The organism is Streptomyces sp. Y7 (genome assembly GCF_043195415.1).
In the GTDB taxonomy this organism is placed as follows: domain Bacteria; phylum Actinomycetota; class Actinomycetes; order Streptomycetales; family Streptomycetaceae; genus Streptomyces.
In genome coordinates, this window is the sequence record NZ_JBIDDQ010000046.1 from 25,867 (window position 1) to 43,414 (window position 17,548).

General features: G+C 70.1%; 18 protein-coding genes and 1 tRNA gene. 6 read left to right on the forward strand and 13 right to left on the reverse strand.

Going from position 1 to position 17,548, the window contains the following annotated elements:
- Positions 1-12: 12 nt before the first annotated feature.
- Entirely contained in the window at positions 13-1,218 is a 1,206-nt protein-coding gene (hppD, locus tag ACGFW6_RS44395; protein WP_393523307.1) for a 4-hydroxyphenylpyruvate dioxygenase, read from the reverse strand.
- 166 nt (positions 1,219-1,384) lie between these two features.
- Between hppD and ACGFW6_RS44400 the strand changes: the two genes are divergently transcribed.
- Complete coding sequence (locus ACGFW6_RS44400) at positions 1,385-1,900, forward strand: Lrp/AsnC family transcriptional regulator (RefSeq protein ID WP_393523309.1); 516 nt, start codon at positions 1,385-1,387, stop codon at positions 1,898-1,900.
- 12 nt (positions 1,901-1,912) lie between these two features.
- Here the strand turns inward: ACGFW6_RS44400 and ACGFW6_RS44405 are convergent, their stop codons facing one another.
- Positions 1,913-2,584: an IclR family transcriptional regulator gene (locus ACGFW6_RS44405; RefSeq protein ID WP_393523312.1), complete on the reverse strand. Its 672-nt coding sequence runs from the start codon at positions 2,582-2,584 to the stop codon at positions 1,913-1,915.
- Positions 2,585-2,762: 178 nt separating this feature from the next.
- On the opposite strand from ACGFW6_RS44405, the gene ACGFW6_RS44410 reads away from it, so the two are divergent.
- Genes ACGFW6_RS44410 through ACGFW6_RS44430 form a run of 5 tightly spaced genes read left to right on the forward strand, consistent with a single transcriptional unit; the run spans position 2,763 to position 7,396 of the window.
- Entirely contained in the window at positions 2,763-3,944 is a 1,182-nt protein-coding gene (locus ACGFW6_RS44410) for a homogentisate 1,2-dioxygenase (RefSeq protein WP_393523314.1), read from the forward strand.
- Positions 3,941-4,810: a hypothetical protein gene (locus tag ACGFW6_RS44415; RefSeq protein WP_393523317.1), complete on the forward strand. Its 870-nt coding sequence runs from the start codon at positions 3,941-3,943 to the stop codon at positions 4,808-4,810. Before ACGFW6_RS44410 ends, ACGFW6_RS44415 begins: the two co-directional genes overlap by 4 nt.
- Positions 4,807-6,003, forward strand: a complete 1,197-nt coding sequence (gene fahA, locus ACGFW6_RS44420; RefSeq protein WP_393523320.1) for a fumarylacetoacetase — start codon at positions 4,807-4,809, stop codon at positions 6,001-6,003. The genes ACGFW6_RS44415 and fahA overlap by 4 nt, the downstream gene beginning before the upstream one ends.
- The gene (locus tag ACGFW6_RS44425) at positions 6,003-6,755 is read left to right on the forward strand and encodes a CoA transferase subunit A (protein WP_393523322.1); all 753 of its coding nucleotides are present in this window, start codon (positions 6,003-6,005) and stop codon (positions 6,753-6,755) included. Before fahA ends, ACGFW6_RS44425 begins: the two co-directional genes overlap by 1 nt.
- A complete protein-coding gene (locus tag ACGFW6_RS44430; RefSeq protein WP_393523325.1) occupies positions 6,752-7,396 on the forward strand; it encodes a CoA transferase subunit B in 645 nt (214 codons plus the stop codon). Before ACGFW6_RS44425 ends, ACGFW6_RS44430 begins: the two co-directional genes overlap by 4 nt.
- A 569-nt stretch (positions 7,397-7,965) precedes the next feature.
- On the opposite strand, the gene ACGFW6_RS44435 is transcribed toward ACGFW6_RS44430, so the two are convergent.
- From ACGFW6_RS44435 to tdh, 11 genes are all read right to left on the reverse strand, one after another.
- Entirely contained in the window at positions 7,966-8,631 is a 666-nt protein-coding gene (locus ACGFW6_RS44435; protein ID WP_393523328.1) for a DUF2637 domain-containing protein, read from the reverse strand.
- Positions 8,632-8,989: 358 nt separating this feature from the next.
- Entirely contained in the window at positions 8,990-9,811 is an 822-nt protein-coding gene (locus ACGFW6_RS44440) for a SpdA protein (protein WP_393523330.1), read from the reverse strand.
- 31 nt (positions 9,812-9,842) lie between these two features.
- On the reverse strand, positions 9,843-10,841 hold the full coding sequence (locus ACGFW6_RS44445; RefSeq protein WP_393523333.1) for a tyrosine-type recombinase/integrase: 999 nt from the start codon (positions 10,839-10,841) through the stop codon (positions 9,843-9,845).
- Between the two features lie 78 nt (positions 10,842-10,919).
- Positions 10,920-10,993: transfer RNA gene (locus ACGFW6_RS44450), tRNA-Pro, on the reverse strand.
- Positions 10,994-11,093: 100 nt separating this feature from the next.
- The gene (locus ACGFW6_RS44455) at positions 11,094-12,401 is read right to left on the reverse strand and encodes an MFS transporter (protein ID WP_393523336.1); all 1,308 of its coding nucleotides are present in this window, start codon (positions 12,399-12,401) and stop codon (positions 11,094-11,096) included.
- 142 nt (positions 12,402-12,543) lie between these two features.
- On the reverse strand, positions 12,544-12,900 hold the full coding sequence (locus tag ACGFW6_RS44460; RefSeq protein WP_393523337.1) for an MmcQ/YjbR family DNA-binding protein: 357 nt from the start codon (positions 12,898-12,900) through the stop codon (positions 12,544-12,546).
- A gap of 204 nt (positions 12,901-13,104) precedes the next feature.
- Positions 13,105-13,617: a GNAT family N-acetyltransferase gene (locus ACGFW6_RS44465; protein ID WP_393523339.1), complete on the reverse strand. Its 513-nt coding sequence runs from the start codon at positions 13,615-13,617 to the stop codon at positions 13,105-13,107.
- Positions 13,614-14,243, reverse strand: a complete 630-nt coding sequence (locus ACGFW6_RS44470; protein ID WP_393523341.1) for a helix-turn-helix domain-containing protein — start codon at positions 14,241-14,243, stop codon at positions 13,614-13,616. Before ACGFW6_RS44470 ends, ACGFW6_RS44465 begins: the two co-directional genes overlap by 4 nt.
- Positions 14,244-14,289: 46 nt before the next feature.
- On the reverse strand, positions 14,290-15,192 hold the full coding sequence (locus ACGFW6_RS44475) for a LysR family transcriptional regulator (protein WP_393523343.1): 903 nt from the start codon (positions 15,190-15,192) through the stop codon (positions 14,290-14,292).
- Between the two features lie 37 nt (positions 15,193-15,229).
- Positions 15,230-16,423 carry a glycine C-acetyltransferase gene (locus tag ACGFW6_RS44480; protein WP_393523345.1) on the reverse strand — a complete coding sequence of 398 codons (1,194 nt, stop codon included), beginning with the start codon at positions 16,421-16,423 and terminating at the stop codon, positions 15,230-15,232.
- Positions 16,424-16,462: 39 nt separating this feature from the next.
- Positions 16,463-17,491: an L-threonine 3-dehydrogenase gene (tdh, locus tag ACGFW6_RS44485; RefSeq protein WP_393523347.1), complete on the reverse strand. Its 1,029-nt coding sequence runs from the start codon at positions 17,489-17,491 to the stop codon at positions 16,463-16,465.
- Between the last annotated feature and the right edge of the window lie 57 nt (positions 17,492-17,548).

A 17,548-nucleotide genomic window follows, 5' to 3' on the forward strand; every position in this document is an offset into this window, starting at 1 on the left:
CCCGGGCAGCTCTCAGAAGTTGCCGCGCTTCTCCTGCTCGCGCTCGATCGCCTCGAACAGAGCCTGGAAGTTGCCCTTGCCGAAGCCCAGCGAGCCGTGGCGCTCGATGAACTCGAAGAACACCGTGGGCCGGTCACCGATCGGCTTGGTGAAGATCTGCAGCAGGTAGCCGTCCTCGTCACGGTCGACGAGGATGCCGCGCGAGGCGAGCTCCTCGATCGGCACGCGGACGTTGCCGATGCGGGCGCGCAGTTCAGGGTCGGTGTAGTAGCTCTCCGGGGTGGCGAGGAACTCGATGCCCTTGGACCGCAGGATGTCGACGGTCCTGAGGATGTCGTTGGTGGCGAGGGCGAGGTGCTGGGCGCCAGGGCTGCGGTAGAAGTCGAGGTACTCGTCGATCTGCGAACGCTTCTTGCCGACCGCCGGCTCGTTCAGCGGGAACTTCACCCGGTGGTTACCGCTGGCGACGACCTTGCTCATCAGCGCCGAGTACTCGGTGGCGATGTCGTCACCGACGAACTCGGCCATGTTGGTGAAGCCCATGACGCGGTTGTAGAAGCCGACCCACTCGTCCATGTTGCCGAGCTCCACGTTGCCCACGACGTGGTCGAGCGCCTGGAAGATGCGCTTGGGCTCGTCCTCGGGCTTCACGTAGCTGGAGGTCCGGGCGACATAGCCGGGCAGGTAGGGGCCGGTGTAGCGGGAGCGGTCCACCAGGGTGTGGCGGGTCTCCCCGTACGTGGCGATGGCCGCGGTCCGGACGGTGCCGTGCTCGTCGGTGACGTCCTGCGGCTCCTCCAGCACGGTCGCGCCCTGCGCGCGGGCGTGCTCGATGCACTTGTCGACGTCGGGGACCTCGAGGGCGATGTCGATCACGCCGTCACCGTGGCGGCGGTGGTGGTCGAGCAGCGGGCTGTCCGGGTCGACGCCGCCCTTGAGCACGAACCGGACCGCTCCGGAGCGGAGCACGAACGCGTGGTGGTCACGGTTGCCGGTCTCCGGGCCGGAGTAGGCGATCAGCTCCATCCCGAAGACCGCCTGGTAGTACAGCGCCGCCTGCGTCGCGTTGCCCACCGACCAGACCACCGCGTCCCACCCGGTCACCGGGAAGGGGTCGCCCTCGGCGTCGTACTCCACGAGCCCGACCAACTGCTTGAGCTGCTGCAGGTCGAGCTCCGCGAGCCGTTCCTGGCTGGTGAGGGTCTGTTCGATGCTCATACGTCATCCCTTTCGGTGTGGCGTCTTCTCGGCGCGTGGCGGTAGAACACACCGGACGCCCTCACCTGCACAAGAGTTGCCTTCTGATCTGTTCAAGCTGCTCAGCTTGCCACCCTCCAGACGCCTTCATATATACAATCTGCCTAGTTGAGAGTGGGTGATCGTCATGGCTGAGGCGCAGCCGCTGGACTCGTTGGACCTCGACCTGCTCCGCTCGCTGCGGGACAGCCCCCGCGCCGGCGTTCTCGAACTGTCGCGGACGCTGGGGGTCGCCCGCGGCACGGTGCAGGCCCGACTGGACCGGATGGAGCGCAGCGGGGTCATCGTCGGATTCGGCCCCGAGCTGGACGTGGGCGCGGCGGGATTCCCGGTCCAGGCCTTCGTGACCCTGGAGATCGCCCAGGGTGCGCTCGACGACGTCGCCACCGAACTCGCCGCCCTGCCCACCGTGTTGGAGGCGTACGCGACGACGGGCGCCTCCGACGTCCTGTGCAAACTGGCGGCCTCGTCCCACGAGGACCTTCAGGAGACACTGCTCGAACTGAACCGCTCCCCCACGGTGGCCCGTTCGACGAGCGTGATCGTGCTGTCCGTGGTCGTGGCGCCCCGCGTCCTGCCGCTGCTGCAGTCGCGCCATCGCCGCACGCCCGGGCGGTCCCCCGCCTACCGGGACACCCCGTGATGCCGGAGGCCGTCAGGCCTTGCTGAGCGACGACAGCCGCGAGGCCGCCGCCTTCACCTCGGCGGCGACCGCCTCGACGTCGAACCCGTGCATGGCCACCACGCCGACCGAGGCGCCCGCCGTGCCCGGCACCTCGAACCCCGCGGCGATCCCGGTGGCACCCTGCTGCAGCTGTCCCGAGGTGACGCTGTAGCCCAGTTCCCGGGCCCGGACGATCTCCTCCGGCTCGTCCGGCACCGGCGGCTGAAGCGCGAGGATGGCGATGCCGTTCGCCCCGCGCCCCAACGGATGCCTGACACCGATGCGGTAGCCCACCTGGACCGGACCGTGCTGGACGGTCGGCTGCGCACCCGCCACGGGGACACACTCGCGCGCGCCGTGTGCCAACGTCAGGAAGGCGGAGGAACCGGTGGCATCGGCGAGCTCCTGCAACACAGGCTGGGCCACCAGGACGAGCTGCTGCTGGAACCGCCCCGCCAGCGTGGCGGCGCCGGCACCGAGCCGCACCCGCTTGCCCTGCCGCGAGACCAGCGTGTGCTCCTCAAGTGTCTGCACGATCCGGTACGCGACGGCCCGATCGATCTCCAGCTGCGCCGCCAGGTCCGCCACCGTCAGGCCGTCCGCCGTCAGAGAGATCAAGTCCAGCGCCCGAAGCCCACGGTCCAGACCTTGCAGGGTGGCCATCAACACCTCCGAGAGAACGACAGAGCTTCTTCGGGCGCCACGTTAAGCCACGTCAAACGCACGGGCGGCGTCCGGGACCACGGGCCGGACCTTGACTGGGCCGCCACCCCGGACCTACCGTCAATTTTGTTGCTGTCATCGCACAAATCTGTGCGCTGAGCGCACAAGGGAGAGACACGTGCCGTACTACCACCAGGCGGGGACGGTTCCGCCGAAACGCCATACCCAGCACCGGGACCCGGCCGGAAACCTCTACTACGAGGAGCTGATGGGCGAGGAGGGCTTCTCCTCGGACTCCTCGCTGCTCTACCACCGGCACATTCCGTCGGCGGTGCGGGAGTACCGGGTGTGGGACATCGGGGACCAGACCCTGGTCCCCAACCACCCCCTCGTCCCCCGCCATCTCTCCACGCACAAGCTCTTCGCCGACGACGAGTCCGGCGTCGACGCGGTCACCGGCCGCAGGCTGCTGCTGGGCAACGACGACGTACGGCTGGCGTACGTCGTGGCCGACACGGTCAGCCCGTACTACCGCAACGCGATCGGCGACGAGTGTCTCTACGTCGAGGACGGCCGGGCACGCGTGGAGACGGTCTTCGGTGACCTCGAGGCCGGCGACGGCGACTATGTGATCGTCCCGCGGGCGACCACGTACCGGATCGTCCCGGACGGGACCGTCCGCATCTACGCGATCGAGGCCAACTCGCACATCGGGCCCCCGCGGCGCTTCCTGTCCCGGCACGGCCAGCTGCTGGAGCACGCGCCGTACTGCGAGCGCGACTTCCGCCTCCCGGCCGGGCCCAAGCTCGCCGAGGGCGAGAGCGTCGAGGTGTACATCAAGCACCGCGGGCCGGGCGGCGTCGTCGGAACGGTCCACACCCTGCCGAACCATCCCTTCGACGTCGTCGGCTGGGACGGCTGCCTGTACCCGTACGTGTTCAACATCCGTGACTTCGAGCCGATCACGGGCCGGGTCCACCAGCCGCCGCCGGCCCATCAGGTCTTCGAGGGCCACAACTTCGTGATCTGCAACTTCGTGCCGCGCAAGGTGGACTACCACCCGCTGGCCGTGCCGGTGCCGTACTACCACTCCAACGTCGACTCCGACGAGGTGATGTTCTACTGCGGCGGCGACTACGAGGCGCGCAAGGGCTCCGGGATCGGACAGGGCTCCATCTCGCTGCACCCGGGCGGCCACCCGCACGGCCCCCAGCCCGGCGCGATGGAGCGCTCGATCGGGGCGGAGTTCTTCGACGAACTCGCGGTCATGGTCGACACCTTCCGTCCCCTGCAGCTCGGTGAGGCCGCGCGCGCGACGGACGACGGGACGTACGCCTTCTCCTGGGAGCAGAACCGATGAGCGAGCAGCAGGTGCCCCAGGCGTTTGCCGGACTGCTCGACGACGCGGCGGTCTTCCCGCCCGGCAGTCTGCCGATCGAGGAGGCGGTCGCGGCGCACGTGGCGCACACCCGCGGCGCCCATGCGCGGCTGGTCGGCGCGTTCGTCCTCGCCGCCAAGGACGTCGACCGGCTCGCCGAGCTGACCGCCGACCTTCCCGAGAGCTCCTTCGACCTCTCGGTCACCGTTGCGCTGCCCGACGTCGCCGACGCTCTCGCCGCGGCGGCCCGCATCCCGGCCGTGCGGCTGGTCGGGCTGGAGGTCGCCGTACCGGACGACGTCGCTGCCGACGCCGTAGGACCCGCCCTGCTCGAGGCGGTCGACGACGACTCCGACCTCACCGTCTATGTCGAGGTGCCGCGCGACGAGCGGCGCGAGGCGCTGATCGGCGAGCTCGCCGGGACGCCGTATCTGGCCAAGTTCCGTACCGGAGGCGTCCGCGCCGAGCTCTACCCCGACGAGCGTGAACTCGCCGCGGCCGTCCTTGCCGCGACGCGGGCCGGGGTGGCGTTCAAGGCGACCGCGGGACTGCACCACGCGCTGCGCAACACCGATCCGGAGACCGGATTCGAGCAACACGGCTTCCTCAACCTGCTCGTGGCCACCGACGCGGCCCTGAAGGGTGCCGAGGAGGAGGAGCTGGCCGAGCTGCTGGCCGACCGCGACGGCGACCGGGTCGCCGAGCGGGTCCGCGCCCTGTCGCCCCGAGTCCGAGACCAGTTCCGCTCCTTCGGCACCTGCTCCGTCGCCGAACCCGCCACCGAGTCGGCCGGACTGGGCCTGCTGCCCGCCGCGACGATCGCCGACCTGACCGAGGTGTCCGCATGACCAGCACCATCCAGCTGACCGTCCCGGCCGACTCCCTGTTCGGCCTGGCCAACCTGCCGTACGGCGTCTACTCGACGACGCCCGGTCAGGAGCCGCGCGTGGCCACCCGCTACGGCGACCACGTCATCGACCTGGCCGTGCTGCTCGACGACGACGTCTTCGCCCGCCCGAGCCTCAACGCCTTCATGGCGCAGGGTCACGCCCGCTGGGTCGAGGTCCGGGCGGCTGTCACCGAGCGGCTCCAGGGCCAGGTCCCTGTGGAGGCGGTCCACGATCTGGGCGCGGTGACCCTGCACCTGCCGTTCGAGGTCGCCGACTACGTCGACTTCTACGCCTCCGAGCACCACGCCTCGAACCTGGGCAGGCTCTTCCGGCCCGACAACCCGGACCCGCTGATGCCGAACTGGAAGCATCTGCCGGTCGGTTACCACGGCCGCGCGGCCTCCGTCGTCGTGTCGGGCACGGACGTCATCCGCCCCTCCGGACAGCGCAAGGGCCCCCAGGACCCGGCCCCGGTCTTCGGTCCGTCGACCCGCCTCGACATCGAGGCCGAGCTCGGTTTCGTCCTCGGCACCGGCAACGCCATGGGCGAGTCCATCGGCGCCGAGGACGCGGAGCGGCACATCTTCGGCGTGGTGCTCTTCAACGACTGGTCCGCGCGCGACATCCAGGCCTGGGAGTACGTCCCGCTCGGCCCCAACCTGGGCAAGTCGTTCGCCTCGACCATCTCTCCGTGGGTGGTGCCGCTGCCCGCCCTGGACGCGGCCCGAGTCCCGACCCCGGTCCAGGAACCCGCTGTTCTGCCGTACCTGCGGATGGAGCGGCCGTGGGGCCTCGACGTGGACCTCACGGTCGCTTGGAACGGTCAGGTCGTCTCCCGGCCGCCGTACGCCGCGATGTACTGGTCCCCCGCCCAGATGCTGGCCCACCAGACCGTGGGCGGCGCGCCCTCGCGCACCGGTGACCTGTTCGCGTCCGGCACCATCTCCGGCCCGGAGAAGGAGCAGCGCGGTGCCTTCATCGAACTGACCTGGGGCGGCAAGGAGCCCATCACGGTCAACGGCCAGGAGCGCACGTTCCTGGAGGACGGCGACGAGATCGTCCTCACCGCCACCGCCCCGGGCGCCGACGGAACTCGCATCGGCTTCGGCGAAGCCCGCGGCCGGATCACCAGCAGCAAGCAGGAGGCGTGATGAGCAAGACGGTGCCCACGGCCGCGGAAGCGGTCGCCGACATCGCCCCGGGCAGCTCGCTCGCCGTCGGCGGGTTCGGACTCTCGGGGATACCGGACGTCCTGATCCAGGCGCTGGCCGAGCAGGGCGCCGACGACCTGGAGGTCTTCTCCAACAACTGCGGTGTGGACGGCATCGGGCTCGGCATCCTCCTCGACCTCGGCCGGATCCGCAGGGTCACGGCGTCGTACGTCGGGGAGAACAAGGAGTTCGCCCGCCAGTACCTCTCCGGTGAGCTGGAGGTGGAGCTCACCCCGCAGGGCACCCTGGCCGAGCGGCTGCGCGCGGGCGGGTCCGGCATCCCCGCGTTCTACACCCCCGCCGGGGTGGGCACACCGGTCGCCCAGGGCGGTCTCCCCTGGCGGTACGACCAGGACGGCACCGTCCTGGTGGCCTCGCCGCCCAAGGAGGTCCGCGAGTTCCACGGCCGCCGGTACGTGCTGGAGGAGGGCATCGTCGCCGACTTCGCGCTCGTCCACGCGAAGGTCGGTGACACCGACGGGAACCTTGTCTTCAACAAGGCCACGATGAACTTCAACCCGCTCACCGCGATGGCGGGACGGATCTGCGTCGCACAGGTCGAGGAACTCGTGGAGCCCGGTGAGATCGACCCGGCCCAGGTGCACCTGCCCGGCATCTACGTCCAGCGGATCGTGCACACCGGCCCGCAGACCAAGCACATCGAGAAGCGGACCGTCCGGGAGGACGCATGAGCGAGCAGCAGAACGGTTGGTCACGGTCGGAGATGGCGGCGCGCGCCGCGCGGGAACTGCGTGACGGCGAGTACGTCAACCTCGGCATCGGCCTGCCGACGCTCATCCCGAACTTCCTCCCGGAGGGGGTCCGGGTCACGCTGCACAGCGAGAACGGCATCCTCGGCACGGGCCCGTACCCGACCGCCGACGAGGTCGACGCCGATCTGATCAACGCCGGCAAGGAGACCGTCACGGTCGGCCCCGGGGCGGCGTTCTTCGACTCCGCCCAGAGCTTCGGCATGATCCGCGGCGGCCACATCGACACCGCCGTGCTCGGTGGCATGCAGGTGTCCGCCACGGGCGACCTGGCCAACTGGATGGTGCCCGGGAAGATGGTCAAGGGTATGGGCGGCGCGATGGACCTGGTCCATGGCGCCAAGCGCGTGATCGTCCTCATGGAGCACGTCGCCAAGGACGGCTCCCACAAGATCGTCGAGGAGTGCACCCTCCCACTAACCGGGCAGGGAGTGGTGCAGCGGATCATCACCGACCTGGCCGTGCTCGACGTCACGGCCGAGGGGTGCCAACTCGTCGAACTGGCACCTGGTGTGACCCTCGACGAACTGCGTGAGAAGACGAGTGCTCCTGTCGTCGGCTGACCCGGGCACGCGGTGCTGGACGATCGGGCGGAGATGGTCGTCGCACGCGAGGTTGTACACCGGCCTTGGCCCTCTGCTTCGCGTGGGGGCATCCCGGACAAGCGGAAACAATGAGCGGCAGACGAGTCGGGCTGTACGCCGGGTTCAGTCCGAGCTGGGACGATCCAGGAGTTCTCGATCACCAGGGACGCGCCGCTTACTGTGCGTACGATTCGACCCGGATACGACCCCGTCGACTACCGCGCCCTCGGTGCACCCCTCTGACCTGCGGCAATACGAGAACATCGCTATTAAACCGGGTACTCGTGGTAGTAGCCGGTGTGTCGGTGGTCTGGCCTCCCAGACCAGACCACCGCGCCACCGCCACAGCAGGGTGCTGCGAACGTTGTGGCAAAGGCCGACCTGCAAGATCCCGACCATGCGCGGGCCAACTCTCGGCCTATCGCGAGACCGACGCTCATTTTCCCTGGTCACACCACCAGCCAGGATGTACTACCAGCAGACGAAGAACCTTCTGACGCCTTCTCCGCTTTCACCGGGAGTGGCGCCGCTCAGTCCTGGCCGCTTGATCATACAGTCCCTGACTGTCCCGACCACCAATGCGGATCCCCCTGACCAACGCGGTGAGCTACCTCGATCGAGCCGCACCAATCCGCAGCTCCTTCCTCAACGTTTCGGCGGACGCAGGGCGGTGATGGAGTTCCCGATGCCGGGCATCGAGCGTCCGGGCCCTCTCCAGCAGGGAGTCGTCGACCCGCCGCGCCGTTTGCCTTTCCGCTACGCGCACTCCTTCCCCTTGAAGTTCCCCTCGCATCAACCGATGGTCCGGGCGGTGTGCCAGAAGCTCGACCGAGAAAAGCAGCGCCACAGGCGGCCACCCGGCGACCAGCACCGGCTTCCATTCCAAAGTCGGCGCTGCCGCCACGTTGGCGGCCAGTGACACAGCAATTCCCAGCAGAAAGGCCGACCACACGGCCCATCGCGCGCCGGCTGGAAGGACCCGCAGGCTTCAACAGGCCGATCGTCGCCAGGAGCAGAAGTCCGTCCACGGAGAGCGGCCACAACGCGGCGCTCACCGCATCCGCTCCTCCTTGCCGGGCGAAGTCCCGCTGGTGCTCGTACGACGCGTACGCAGCGACTCCTGCGACCACCAGAGCGCACAGGGGCCGCGTCCACGCAGCAGCGTCGAGTGCGTACCTACGACCAGGGCCGGGCCCCTCCTCCGGCTCCTTCATCCCGCCCTCGCTCCCGCCGCGTCCAGTGCACAACCAGTGCACACTTGCGCGGGAACTCCCGGGAAATCGGGGGAACTGGAGGGCAGAGTTCCGCGCGCGCGAACGCTCACGCCCAGGTCAGCAGCGGTGCAGCTCAGGCCCAGGACACCCCAGGCGCGAACGAACTGTCCTGCCGGTTTCGTTCCATAGCGTCAGCGGAATGGTCGGACCGCCGCCAAACGCTGAGCAATCCGACGGGACGGCTGTCCCATCTTGGACAAGACCCGCGGCTGAGACTCTCGTCAATGGTGGCCACTCACCGCCGGTAACTACATCCCATCCCTTGGCTGCCTGACCCCGTGAAGATCTTTGTGCGCGCTTAATACTTCTTTAGTAGCTGCTGGCCTGCGGATTCACGTCCGCTTCCAGCAAAACGCCGCACGGTTTGACTCACCTCGCATCGGCCACCGCTTCCAGTCTCCGCACGCTTGCCGTCCCGCAGCGAAGACACAGTCCGCAGCACCGACTTGGCCTCCGGTGTGCTCGCCATACGGAGAATCGCGACCAGTGAGCGAGAGCGCGCGGCCCCAATGCGGAGGCGCTTACGCAAGGTCTCCGCCGAGATCGGTCGCCGATGCATCTGCCAGTGCAGGGCATCCTCTGCCCGGGCGCGCTCCAGGAGTTCATCGCCGTCATCGATCAAGGCGCCGATCGCCTGCGGCGGCTGCACACGGTGCCATCGCTCTCGGCTGCGGCCAGGCCCCTCTCCTGTGGCCATCGGAACCTCAGCGCCCTCGGCACGGATACCGCTGATGGCCTGCAGCAGACCAGGGCCGACCTCAGCCCAACCGATCAGCAGCAGCGGACCGACCGCGTCAAAGGCCGCCCGCCCGTAGGCACCGGCAAGCAGTGGCTCGGTGACGTTGAGGGCCAGCGTCAGCAGGCTGGCCAGGAGCAGCAGCCTGCGGGCCGGGCGCAGGGCCGTGACCGGGGCCCCGTAGAGGGCGAGGTAGCGGATCGCCAGCAGCAGCGCGAGCACCGACAAGTCCACGGCCGGCGCGACGAGGGGGGCCACCCAGCCCGACACCCCAAGCCGCAGGGCCAGCGCCCACACATTGCCGAAGCCGAACAGAAACGCCAGCCCCACCACCACACCGATGATCGTGGTGACCGCGCGGAAGGCCAGCTGCTGCTCCCGCACGGCACCACCCCTCGCCGCCATCCCACCGGGCTCAGACATGGTCACCGACCCCGATCCGCTGGTGGGCCTCCTGCGCCCGCTCGGCAGCAGCGCTGGCCCCGTAGCGGCGCGGCATCTCCTGCGACGTCCAGCCCAGCAGCAGCATCAAATCCCCCGTATCGCCCCCGGCTCGCTTCCACTCATGGGCGAAAGTGTGCCGCCACCGGTGCGCGTGCAGCTTGACCAGGCCGGCTTCACGGCCCCGACGCTTGAGCATGATCTTGATGCCGTTGGGGGCCAGCCGCCGCACCCCCCGCTCAGCCAGCCACAGGTCAGACAGATCAGCCCCCTTGTGCTTGGCCCGGGCACGCAGATAACGGCTGACGGCCCGCGCCGTCCGCGGCCCGAACCGCACCCGGCGGTCCTTGCTGCCCTTGCCGTGAAAATGCACCGACTCCGTCGTCAGGTCGATGTCCTCGAGCAACAGGTTGCCGACCTCGGACAGCCGGGCTCCGGTGTTGCAGTACAGGCGGATGATCGCCTCATCCCGCAACTGGACGAACTCCCTCCCCTTGCAGGTGCCAAGAAGCTTCGAGGTCTCCTCGCCCCGGATGACCGGGATCAGCTTCTGCGGCATCTTCGGCTGCCTGACCCGCTCCATCGGCGACCGGTCGATCTCACCCTCGTCCAGCATCAGCCACTTGAAGAACTGCTGCAGCGCCTTGTACTTGTTCAGCGCGGTCGACGCCGACCGCGTCTCAATCATCCACGCCTGGAACGCCTCCACATGCGCCCGCCTGACCTCCGTCGGATCCTCAGCCGCGTCATCGGCCTCCGGATCCGGCAAATACTCCCCCAGAAACCGCGCCAACTGCGCGGCCGCCAGCAGATAGTTGTACCGGGTCGTCTCCGGATAATTCCCCGCCCGCAACGAACGGTCCCAGTCCCGCAAAAAGCCCGACCAGGTCTTCGACAGACCCGCAGTGATCTTGTCCAGGTCCAGTAGCGGCATCTTCGCCGGCCTCCGAGTAAAGGTGCCGATGAGCGGCATGCTCAACCCCGAAGATCGGAAACGACCCACGCGAAAAGGGCCCCCGCAGGCTCTCGCCTGCGAAGACCCTTCGCACCGTCGGGACGACAGGATTTGAACCTGCGACCCCTTGACCCCCAGTCAAGTGCGCTACCAAGCTGCGCCACGTCCCGGTGCCCGTCTGACCTGGGGTTTCCCCCGGCCCAACGTGCAGGGAAACAATACCGCACTCGGGTCGGTGGTCGCGCACCCGTTTATGTGCACCCGTCCCCTTCAGTGCGGCTCGGGCCGCAGACGTTCGTCCGCCGGCATCGGTGCCGACCGGGCCGCCGCGGGGGCGTCGGCCCGCACCAGGTCCCGGATCGACCGCACCGAGAGCAACGCGCCCGCGACGACGAGGCTCATCCCTCCGGCGACCAGGAGCACATGACCGGCGCCGAGGGTGGCGGCGGCCGGTCCCGCGATGGCCTGGCCGACGGGCATCATCGCCAGGGAGCCCGCGACGTCGTACGCGTGGATGCGGTTGAGGACATCGGCCGGGACCTGGGTCTGGACGCTGGTCGCCCACATCACGCTCCAGAAGGCCATCCCCGCACCGGCGACGGCCGCTCCGGCCGCCATGGCGGGCACGCCGAGACCGGCGCCGACGGTCACCGGGAAGCCGGCGAAGGCGAAGAGACCTATCGAGCCGGCGCGGAGCATCCGGCGAGGGCGCAGACGCAGGGCGAGCAGGCCGCCCGCGACGGTGCCCGCGCCGAGGGCGGAGTTGATCAGGCCGTAGGAGCGGGGGCCGTGCTGCTGGACGACCTCCGTGGCCACGAGCGGGACGGTCGGGCCCCACACGGTGATCATGTAGACGCACCAGACGGCGATGACGCCCCAGAGCCAGGTGCGGGCTCTGAACTCCCGCCAGCCCTCCACCAGATCGGCGCGGAAGGCACGGGCGCCTCGCCGGTCTCGGGCGTCGCCCGGCGACCGGGTCGGCGCGGGCAGACGCAGCAGCAACAGGCACAGGGCGCTGACGGCGTAGGTGGTCGCGTGGGCCGTGAACACGCCGCCGGGTGACGCGAAGCCCACGAGCACACCCGCGAACGCCGGTCCGGCGAGCTGGGCGACGGCCTCGGCGATGCGCATGGTGCCGTTCGCGCCCTGGACGTCGGTGGCGAGCCGGCGGACCGTGCCGGGGACGCCGGGCTGGAACACGGCGCCCGCGACGCCGTTGACGAAGCCGATCACGCAGATCTGCCACAGGACCACGTGCCCGGAGAAGAACAGTGCCGCGGCGATGGACTGGGTGCACAGCCGGACCAGGTCGGCGCCGATCATCAGCCTGCGGGTGCTGAAGCGGTCGGCGATGACCCCGCCGAACACGATGAGCCCGGCGAAGGCGGCGGATGTCGAGGCCAGGGCGAGTCCGACCGCGCCGGCGCCGTACCCGTGCTGCAGGAGGCCGGCGGCGAGGGCCACGGGCAGCATGGTGTCCCCGAGCTGGGCGACGGCACGGGCGACGAAGAACAGGGCGAAGTCCCGTGACCAGACCGCCCGCGCTCCGGTGTCCTTGCCCGCCGGCTTCCCCCTCATCCCGCCCCGAGCCCCTCCCTGGCCGAGCCGTCGCCCGCACCCTCGTCGACCGAGTCACCGTGGCAGCCGAGGCCCCCTCCGCCCCGGCTTCCACTTCTGCTCTCGGATCATGACACGGGGCACTGACAACGCCCCAGGGGTTTCAGCCCGCCGCCCGCCCCAGTTCCGGGTGGGCGTCCAGCAGACGGGGCGGAGCGGCCTGGCGCCAGGAGTCGGCGAGGATGTCGCGCAGTTCGTCCTCGTCCTCCAGCGCGGCGAGCCGGGCCCGCACCCAGGCGAACTGTGCCTCGTGGTCGGCGATCCAGAACTTCCCGGGCTCGGCCATGACGAGTTCGTCGCGCTCCTCCTTGGGGCAGCGCACCGCGATGGAGGTCTCCTCCTCGGGCAGTGTGGCGAACATCTTGCCCGCGACCCGGAACGTGGGCATGCTCCAGGCGATCTTCTCCGTCGTGTCCGGCAGAGAGAGGGCGATACGGCGTACGTCTTCGGCATCCGGCATGAGAGGCACGGTAGCGCCCACCAGTGACAGTCACCTGGTGAGAGGGGTCGGCCCGGCTTCTGGACGCTGAAGTTCATGACGGCACCACCGCCGCGCCCGGTGGCAGCGCGAAGGAAGGTGACGACACCCGTCCATGCCTCGACCGATCGACGCGGGGGTGTTTTCCGCGCGGGACCGACGATGGCCGGACCGACTCCCGCCCGGTCACACGTGCTTGAAGTAGATCGTCGTCGGCCGCAGCACGCCCGCCGGGTCGGCCGCGTAGTCCGGGATCACCCCGGCGCGGGTCCAGCCGGCCGAGACGTAGAGGCACTCGGCGGGGCTGTCGGTCTCGGTGTCGAGGTGCAGCAGGGTGACACCGGCAGCGGTCGCCGCCTGCTCCGCGGTCGTCAGCAGTCCGCGGCCGAGTCCCTGCCCGCGGGCGTCCCGGTGCACCATCAGCTTCACGAGTTCGGCCCGGTGGCGGCTGTTGGGTTTGTCGGCGAAGGCGAGGCTGACCGTGCCGACGACCCGCTCGTCCCGGCACGCCGCCCACACCGCCAGCCGTCCGTCGCCGACGGCGCCCGCGCGCTCCTTCCACCAGGTCAGGGCCGCCGTGCGGTCGAGAGGGCGGAGGAATCCCACGGAGGCGCCGGCGTCCACGGTGTCCACCAGGAGGTCGGCCAAGTCCCCTATCCGGTTCAGGAGTTGGTCCTCGTGCAGTCGTGTCACGATCACGGCAGCACCACCGCCAGCGCATACCGCGCCGCCTCCGGTCCGGCGCACCGGAACCGGGTGGGCCCCCACACCCGCATCCGCAGACAGTCCCCGGCCCCGAGACGGTGCTCGGCCTCCTGGACCGTGACGTCGAGCGTGCCTTCCAGGACCCAGATGTGCTGCTCCAGGCCCGGAACGGGCGGCCGGTCGTAGGCGATGTCGGCGCCGGCGGCGAGACGCCCCTCGACGAGTTCGGCGCGCAGTCCGGTGTGCGGCGGCGAGACGGAACGCCGTACGAATCCGGCGGATCGGTCCTCCCACACCGGCTGCTCGGCCGTCCGCACCAGCAGCGCGGGCTCGGACTCGACCTCGCTGAGCAGCTGGGACATCGTGCGGCCGTAGACGTGGCAGAGGCGGTTGAGCAGGGCGGCGGTGGGGCTGATCTCCGCCCGCTCGGCCCGGGAGAGGGTGGAACGGCTGACGCCGCTGCGTTCCGCCAACTCCCCCAGGGACCAGCCGCGTTCGGCCCGCAGCTCCACGAGGCGGGATCCGAGGCGGGTGTCGAGCTGGGCGCCGGGTCCGGGCTCGGGCTCGATTCGGGTGCCGGTCGCGTCCGGGGCCGCGTCACCCTCTGCCGTCCGTTTCATATTCGGGACGGTATCCCGAATATGAGACAGCGATGTTACGGGAGCCTCACGCCTCGGCCGCCTCGTCGAGCGCCTCCAGGACCGGCCGGATCAGGGGATGCTCCTCGGCTCCCCGTCGTACGGCCGCGAAGACCCGGCGGGTGGGCGCCACCCCGTCCACGGGCCGTACGACGACCCCGGTGAGGTCCATGCCGCGCAGCGCGGAGCGCGGGACGAGCGCCACTCCGGCGTCGGACGAGGCGAGCGCGACGACCGCGCGGAAGTCGTCGGAGGAGTGTTCGAGGCGGGGCTGGAACCCGGCGTTCTCACAGGCCAGGACGACCACGTCATGGCACGGGTTGCCCGGGTAGGGGCCGATCCAGGTGTCCTTGGCCAGCTCGGCGAGCGGGACCTCGGCGGCGTCGGCCAGCCGGTGGCTGACCGGGACGACCGCGTCGAAGGGCTCGGCGTACAGCGGGACGTGCGCCAGGCGAGGATCGTCGGCGGGCGGCGCCCCGCGGTACTCGACGGCCACCGCGATGTCGACCTGCCGGTCCAGCACCATCAGCAGGCTGGCGTCCCCCTCGGCGTCCTGGACGCGGATGCGGATGCCGGGGGCTGTCTCGGCGAGGCGGGCCACCGCGGGCGCCACGACCAGCGCGATGCCGGTCGCGAACGAGGCGACCGTGACCGTGCCGGCCGCGCCCGAGCTGTACGCAGCGAGCTCGGCCTCCGCCCGCTCCAGCTGGGCGAGCACGGCGTTGGTGTGGCTGAGCAGGATCTCGCCGGCCGGGGTCAGCCGTACGCCCTTGGCGCCGCGCTCCACCAGGCGGTGGCCGGTCTCCTGCTCCAGGGCAGCAAGCTGCTGGGAGACCGCGGAGGGGGTGAGATACAGCGCGGCGGCAGCCGCCGTCACGGTGCGGTGGTCGGCCACCGCACGGAGGATGTGGAGCCGCCGCGCTTCGATCATGAGATCGATTATCGCAAGGTCCGGAGCGGGCCGGACGTCAGCCTTCCAGTTCGGCCCGGGCCGAGACGAAGGCGTCGACGGCACGGTTGACGTCGTCCGTCGAGTGCGCCGCGGACAGCTGGACGCGGATGCGGGCCTGGCCCTGGGGCACGACCGGGTACGAGAAGCCGATCACGTACACGCCGCGCTCCAGCAGCAGCTCCGCCAGCCGGCCCGCCTTGGACGCGTCGCCGATCATCACGGGCGCGATGGCGTGGTCGCCGGGAAGGATCTCGAAGCCCTCCTCCGTCATCCGGCGACGGAACAGCGCCGTGTTCTCCGTGAGCCGGACCCGCAGGTCGTCGGCGGACTCCAGCAGGTCGAGGACCTTCAGGGAGGCGGCCGCGATCACGGGCGCCAGGGTGTTGGAGAACAGGTACGGCCGGGAGCGCTGACGCAGTAGGGCGACGATCTCGGCACGGGCCGCCACATAGCCGCCGGACGCGCCGCCGAGCGCCTTGCCGAGGGTGCCGGTGATGATGTCGACACGGTCCATCACGCCGTGCAGCTCGGGGGTGCCGCGGCCACCGGGGCCGACGAAGCCGACGGCGTGCGAGTCGTCGACCATGACCATCGCGTCGTAGCGGTCCGCGAGGTCGCAGATCTCGCGCAGCGGCGCCACATAGCCGTCCATGGAGAAGACGCCGTCGGTGACGATCAGCCGGCGGCGCGCCGACTGGGCCTCCTTCAGCTGCGCTTCCAGGTCGGCCAGATCACGGTTGGCGTAGCGGAAGCGGCGGGCCTTGGACAGCCGGATGCCGTCGATGATCGACGCGTGGTTGAGGGCGTCGGAGATCACCGCGTCCTCCGGGCCGAGGAGCGTCTCGAACACACCGCCGTTGGCGTCGAAGCAGGAGGAGTACAGGATCGTGTCCTCCTGGCCGAGGAACGCCGAGAGCCTGCCCTCCAGTTCCTTGTGCACCTCCTGCGTGCCGCAGATGAAGCGGACCGAGGCCATGCCGTAGCCCCAGCGGTCCAGCGCCTCGTGGGCGGCGGCGATCACCTCGGGGTGGTCGGCGAGGCCGAGGTAGTTGTTGGCGCAGAAGTTGAGGACCTCGCCGGGGCGGCCGCCCGCGCTGACGTTGACGGTCGCGGACTGCGGCGTGTCGATGACGCGCTCGGGCTTGTGCAGGCCGGCGGCGCGGATCTCGTCGAGGGTGGCGCGCAGGTCGTCGCGCACGGAGTCGAACATCTCAAAGCTCCCAGGAATGCAGATGACTTACGCGGAGACTTACGCGGTCCAGTCGAGGATGACCTTGCCGCCACGGCCGCTCGCCGCGTCGGCGAACGCCGCCTCGAAGTCGCGGTAGCCGTAGCGGCCGGTGATGACGGGCGCGAGGTCGAGGCCGCCTTCGAGCAGCACGGACATGGCGTACCAGGTCTCGAACATCTCACGGCCGTAGATGCCCTTGATGGTGATCATCGAGGTGACGACGCGGGCCCAGTCGACCGGGAACTCCTGGGCGGGCAGGCCGAGCATGGCGATGCGGCCGCCGTGCGTCATGTTGGCGATCATGTCGCGCATGGCCTCGGGGCGGCCGGACATCTCCAGGCCGATGTCGAAGCCCTCACGCAGACCGAGGGTGCGCTGGCCGTCGGCGATGCTCGCCTCGGCCACGTTCAGGGCGAGGCTCACGCCGACCTTGCGGGCCAGCTCCAGGCGCTCATCGCTCACGTCGGTGATCATGACGTGGCGGGCGCCCGCGTGCCGGGCCACGGCCGCCGCCATGAGGCCGATCGGGCCGGCGCCGGTGATCAGGACGTCCTCGCCGACCAGCGGGAACGACAGCGCGGTGTGCACGGCATTGCCGAACGGGTCGAAGATCGCGGCCACGTCGAGGTCGACGGGCACCCGGTGGACCCACACGTTGGCGGCGGGCAGGGCTACGTACTCGGCGAAGGCGCCGTCGCGTCCGACGCCGAGTCCGACGGTGGCTCGGCACAGGTGCCGGCGCCCGGCCAGACAGTTGCGGCACTTGCCGCAGACCAGGTGGCCCTCGCCGCTGACGCGGTCACCGGGCTTGATGTCGGCGACGTCCCGGCCGGTCTCGACGACCTCGCCGACGAACTCGTGCCCGAGCACGAGCGGGGTGCTGATCGCCTGCTGTGCCCAGCCGTCCCAGGACCGGATGTGCAGATCGGTGCCGCAGATACCCGTGCGCAGCACCTTGATCAGTACGTCGCCGGGTCCGACGGCCGGTTCCGGAACGTCCGCGAGCCACAGCCCGGGCTCCGCCTTCTCCTTGACCAGCGCCTTCAACGCTACGGCTCCTGTGCTCGAGTCCCGGCTGCGGGCATGCCGAGGGCGCCCGCAGCC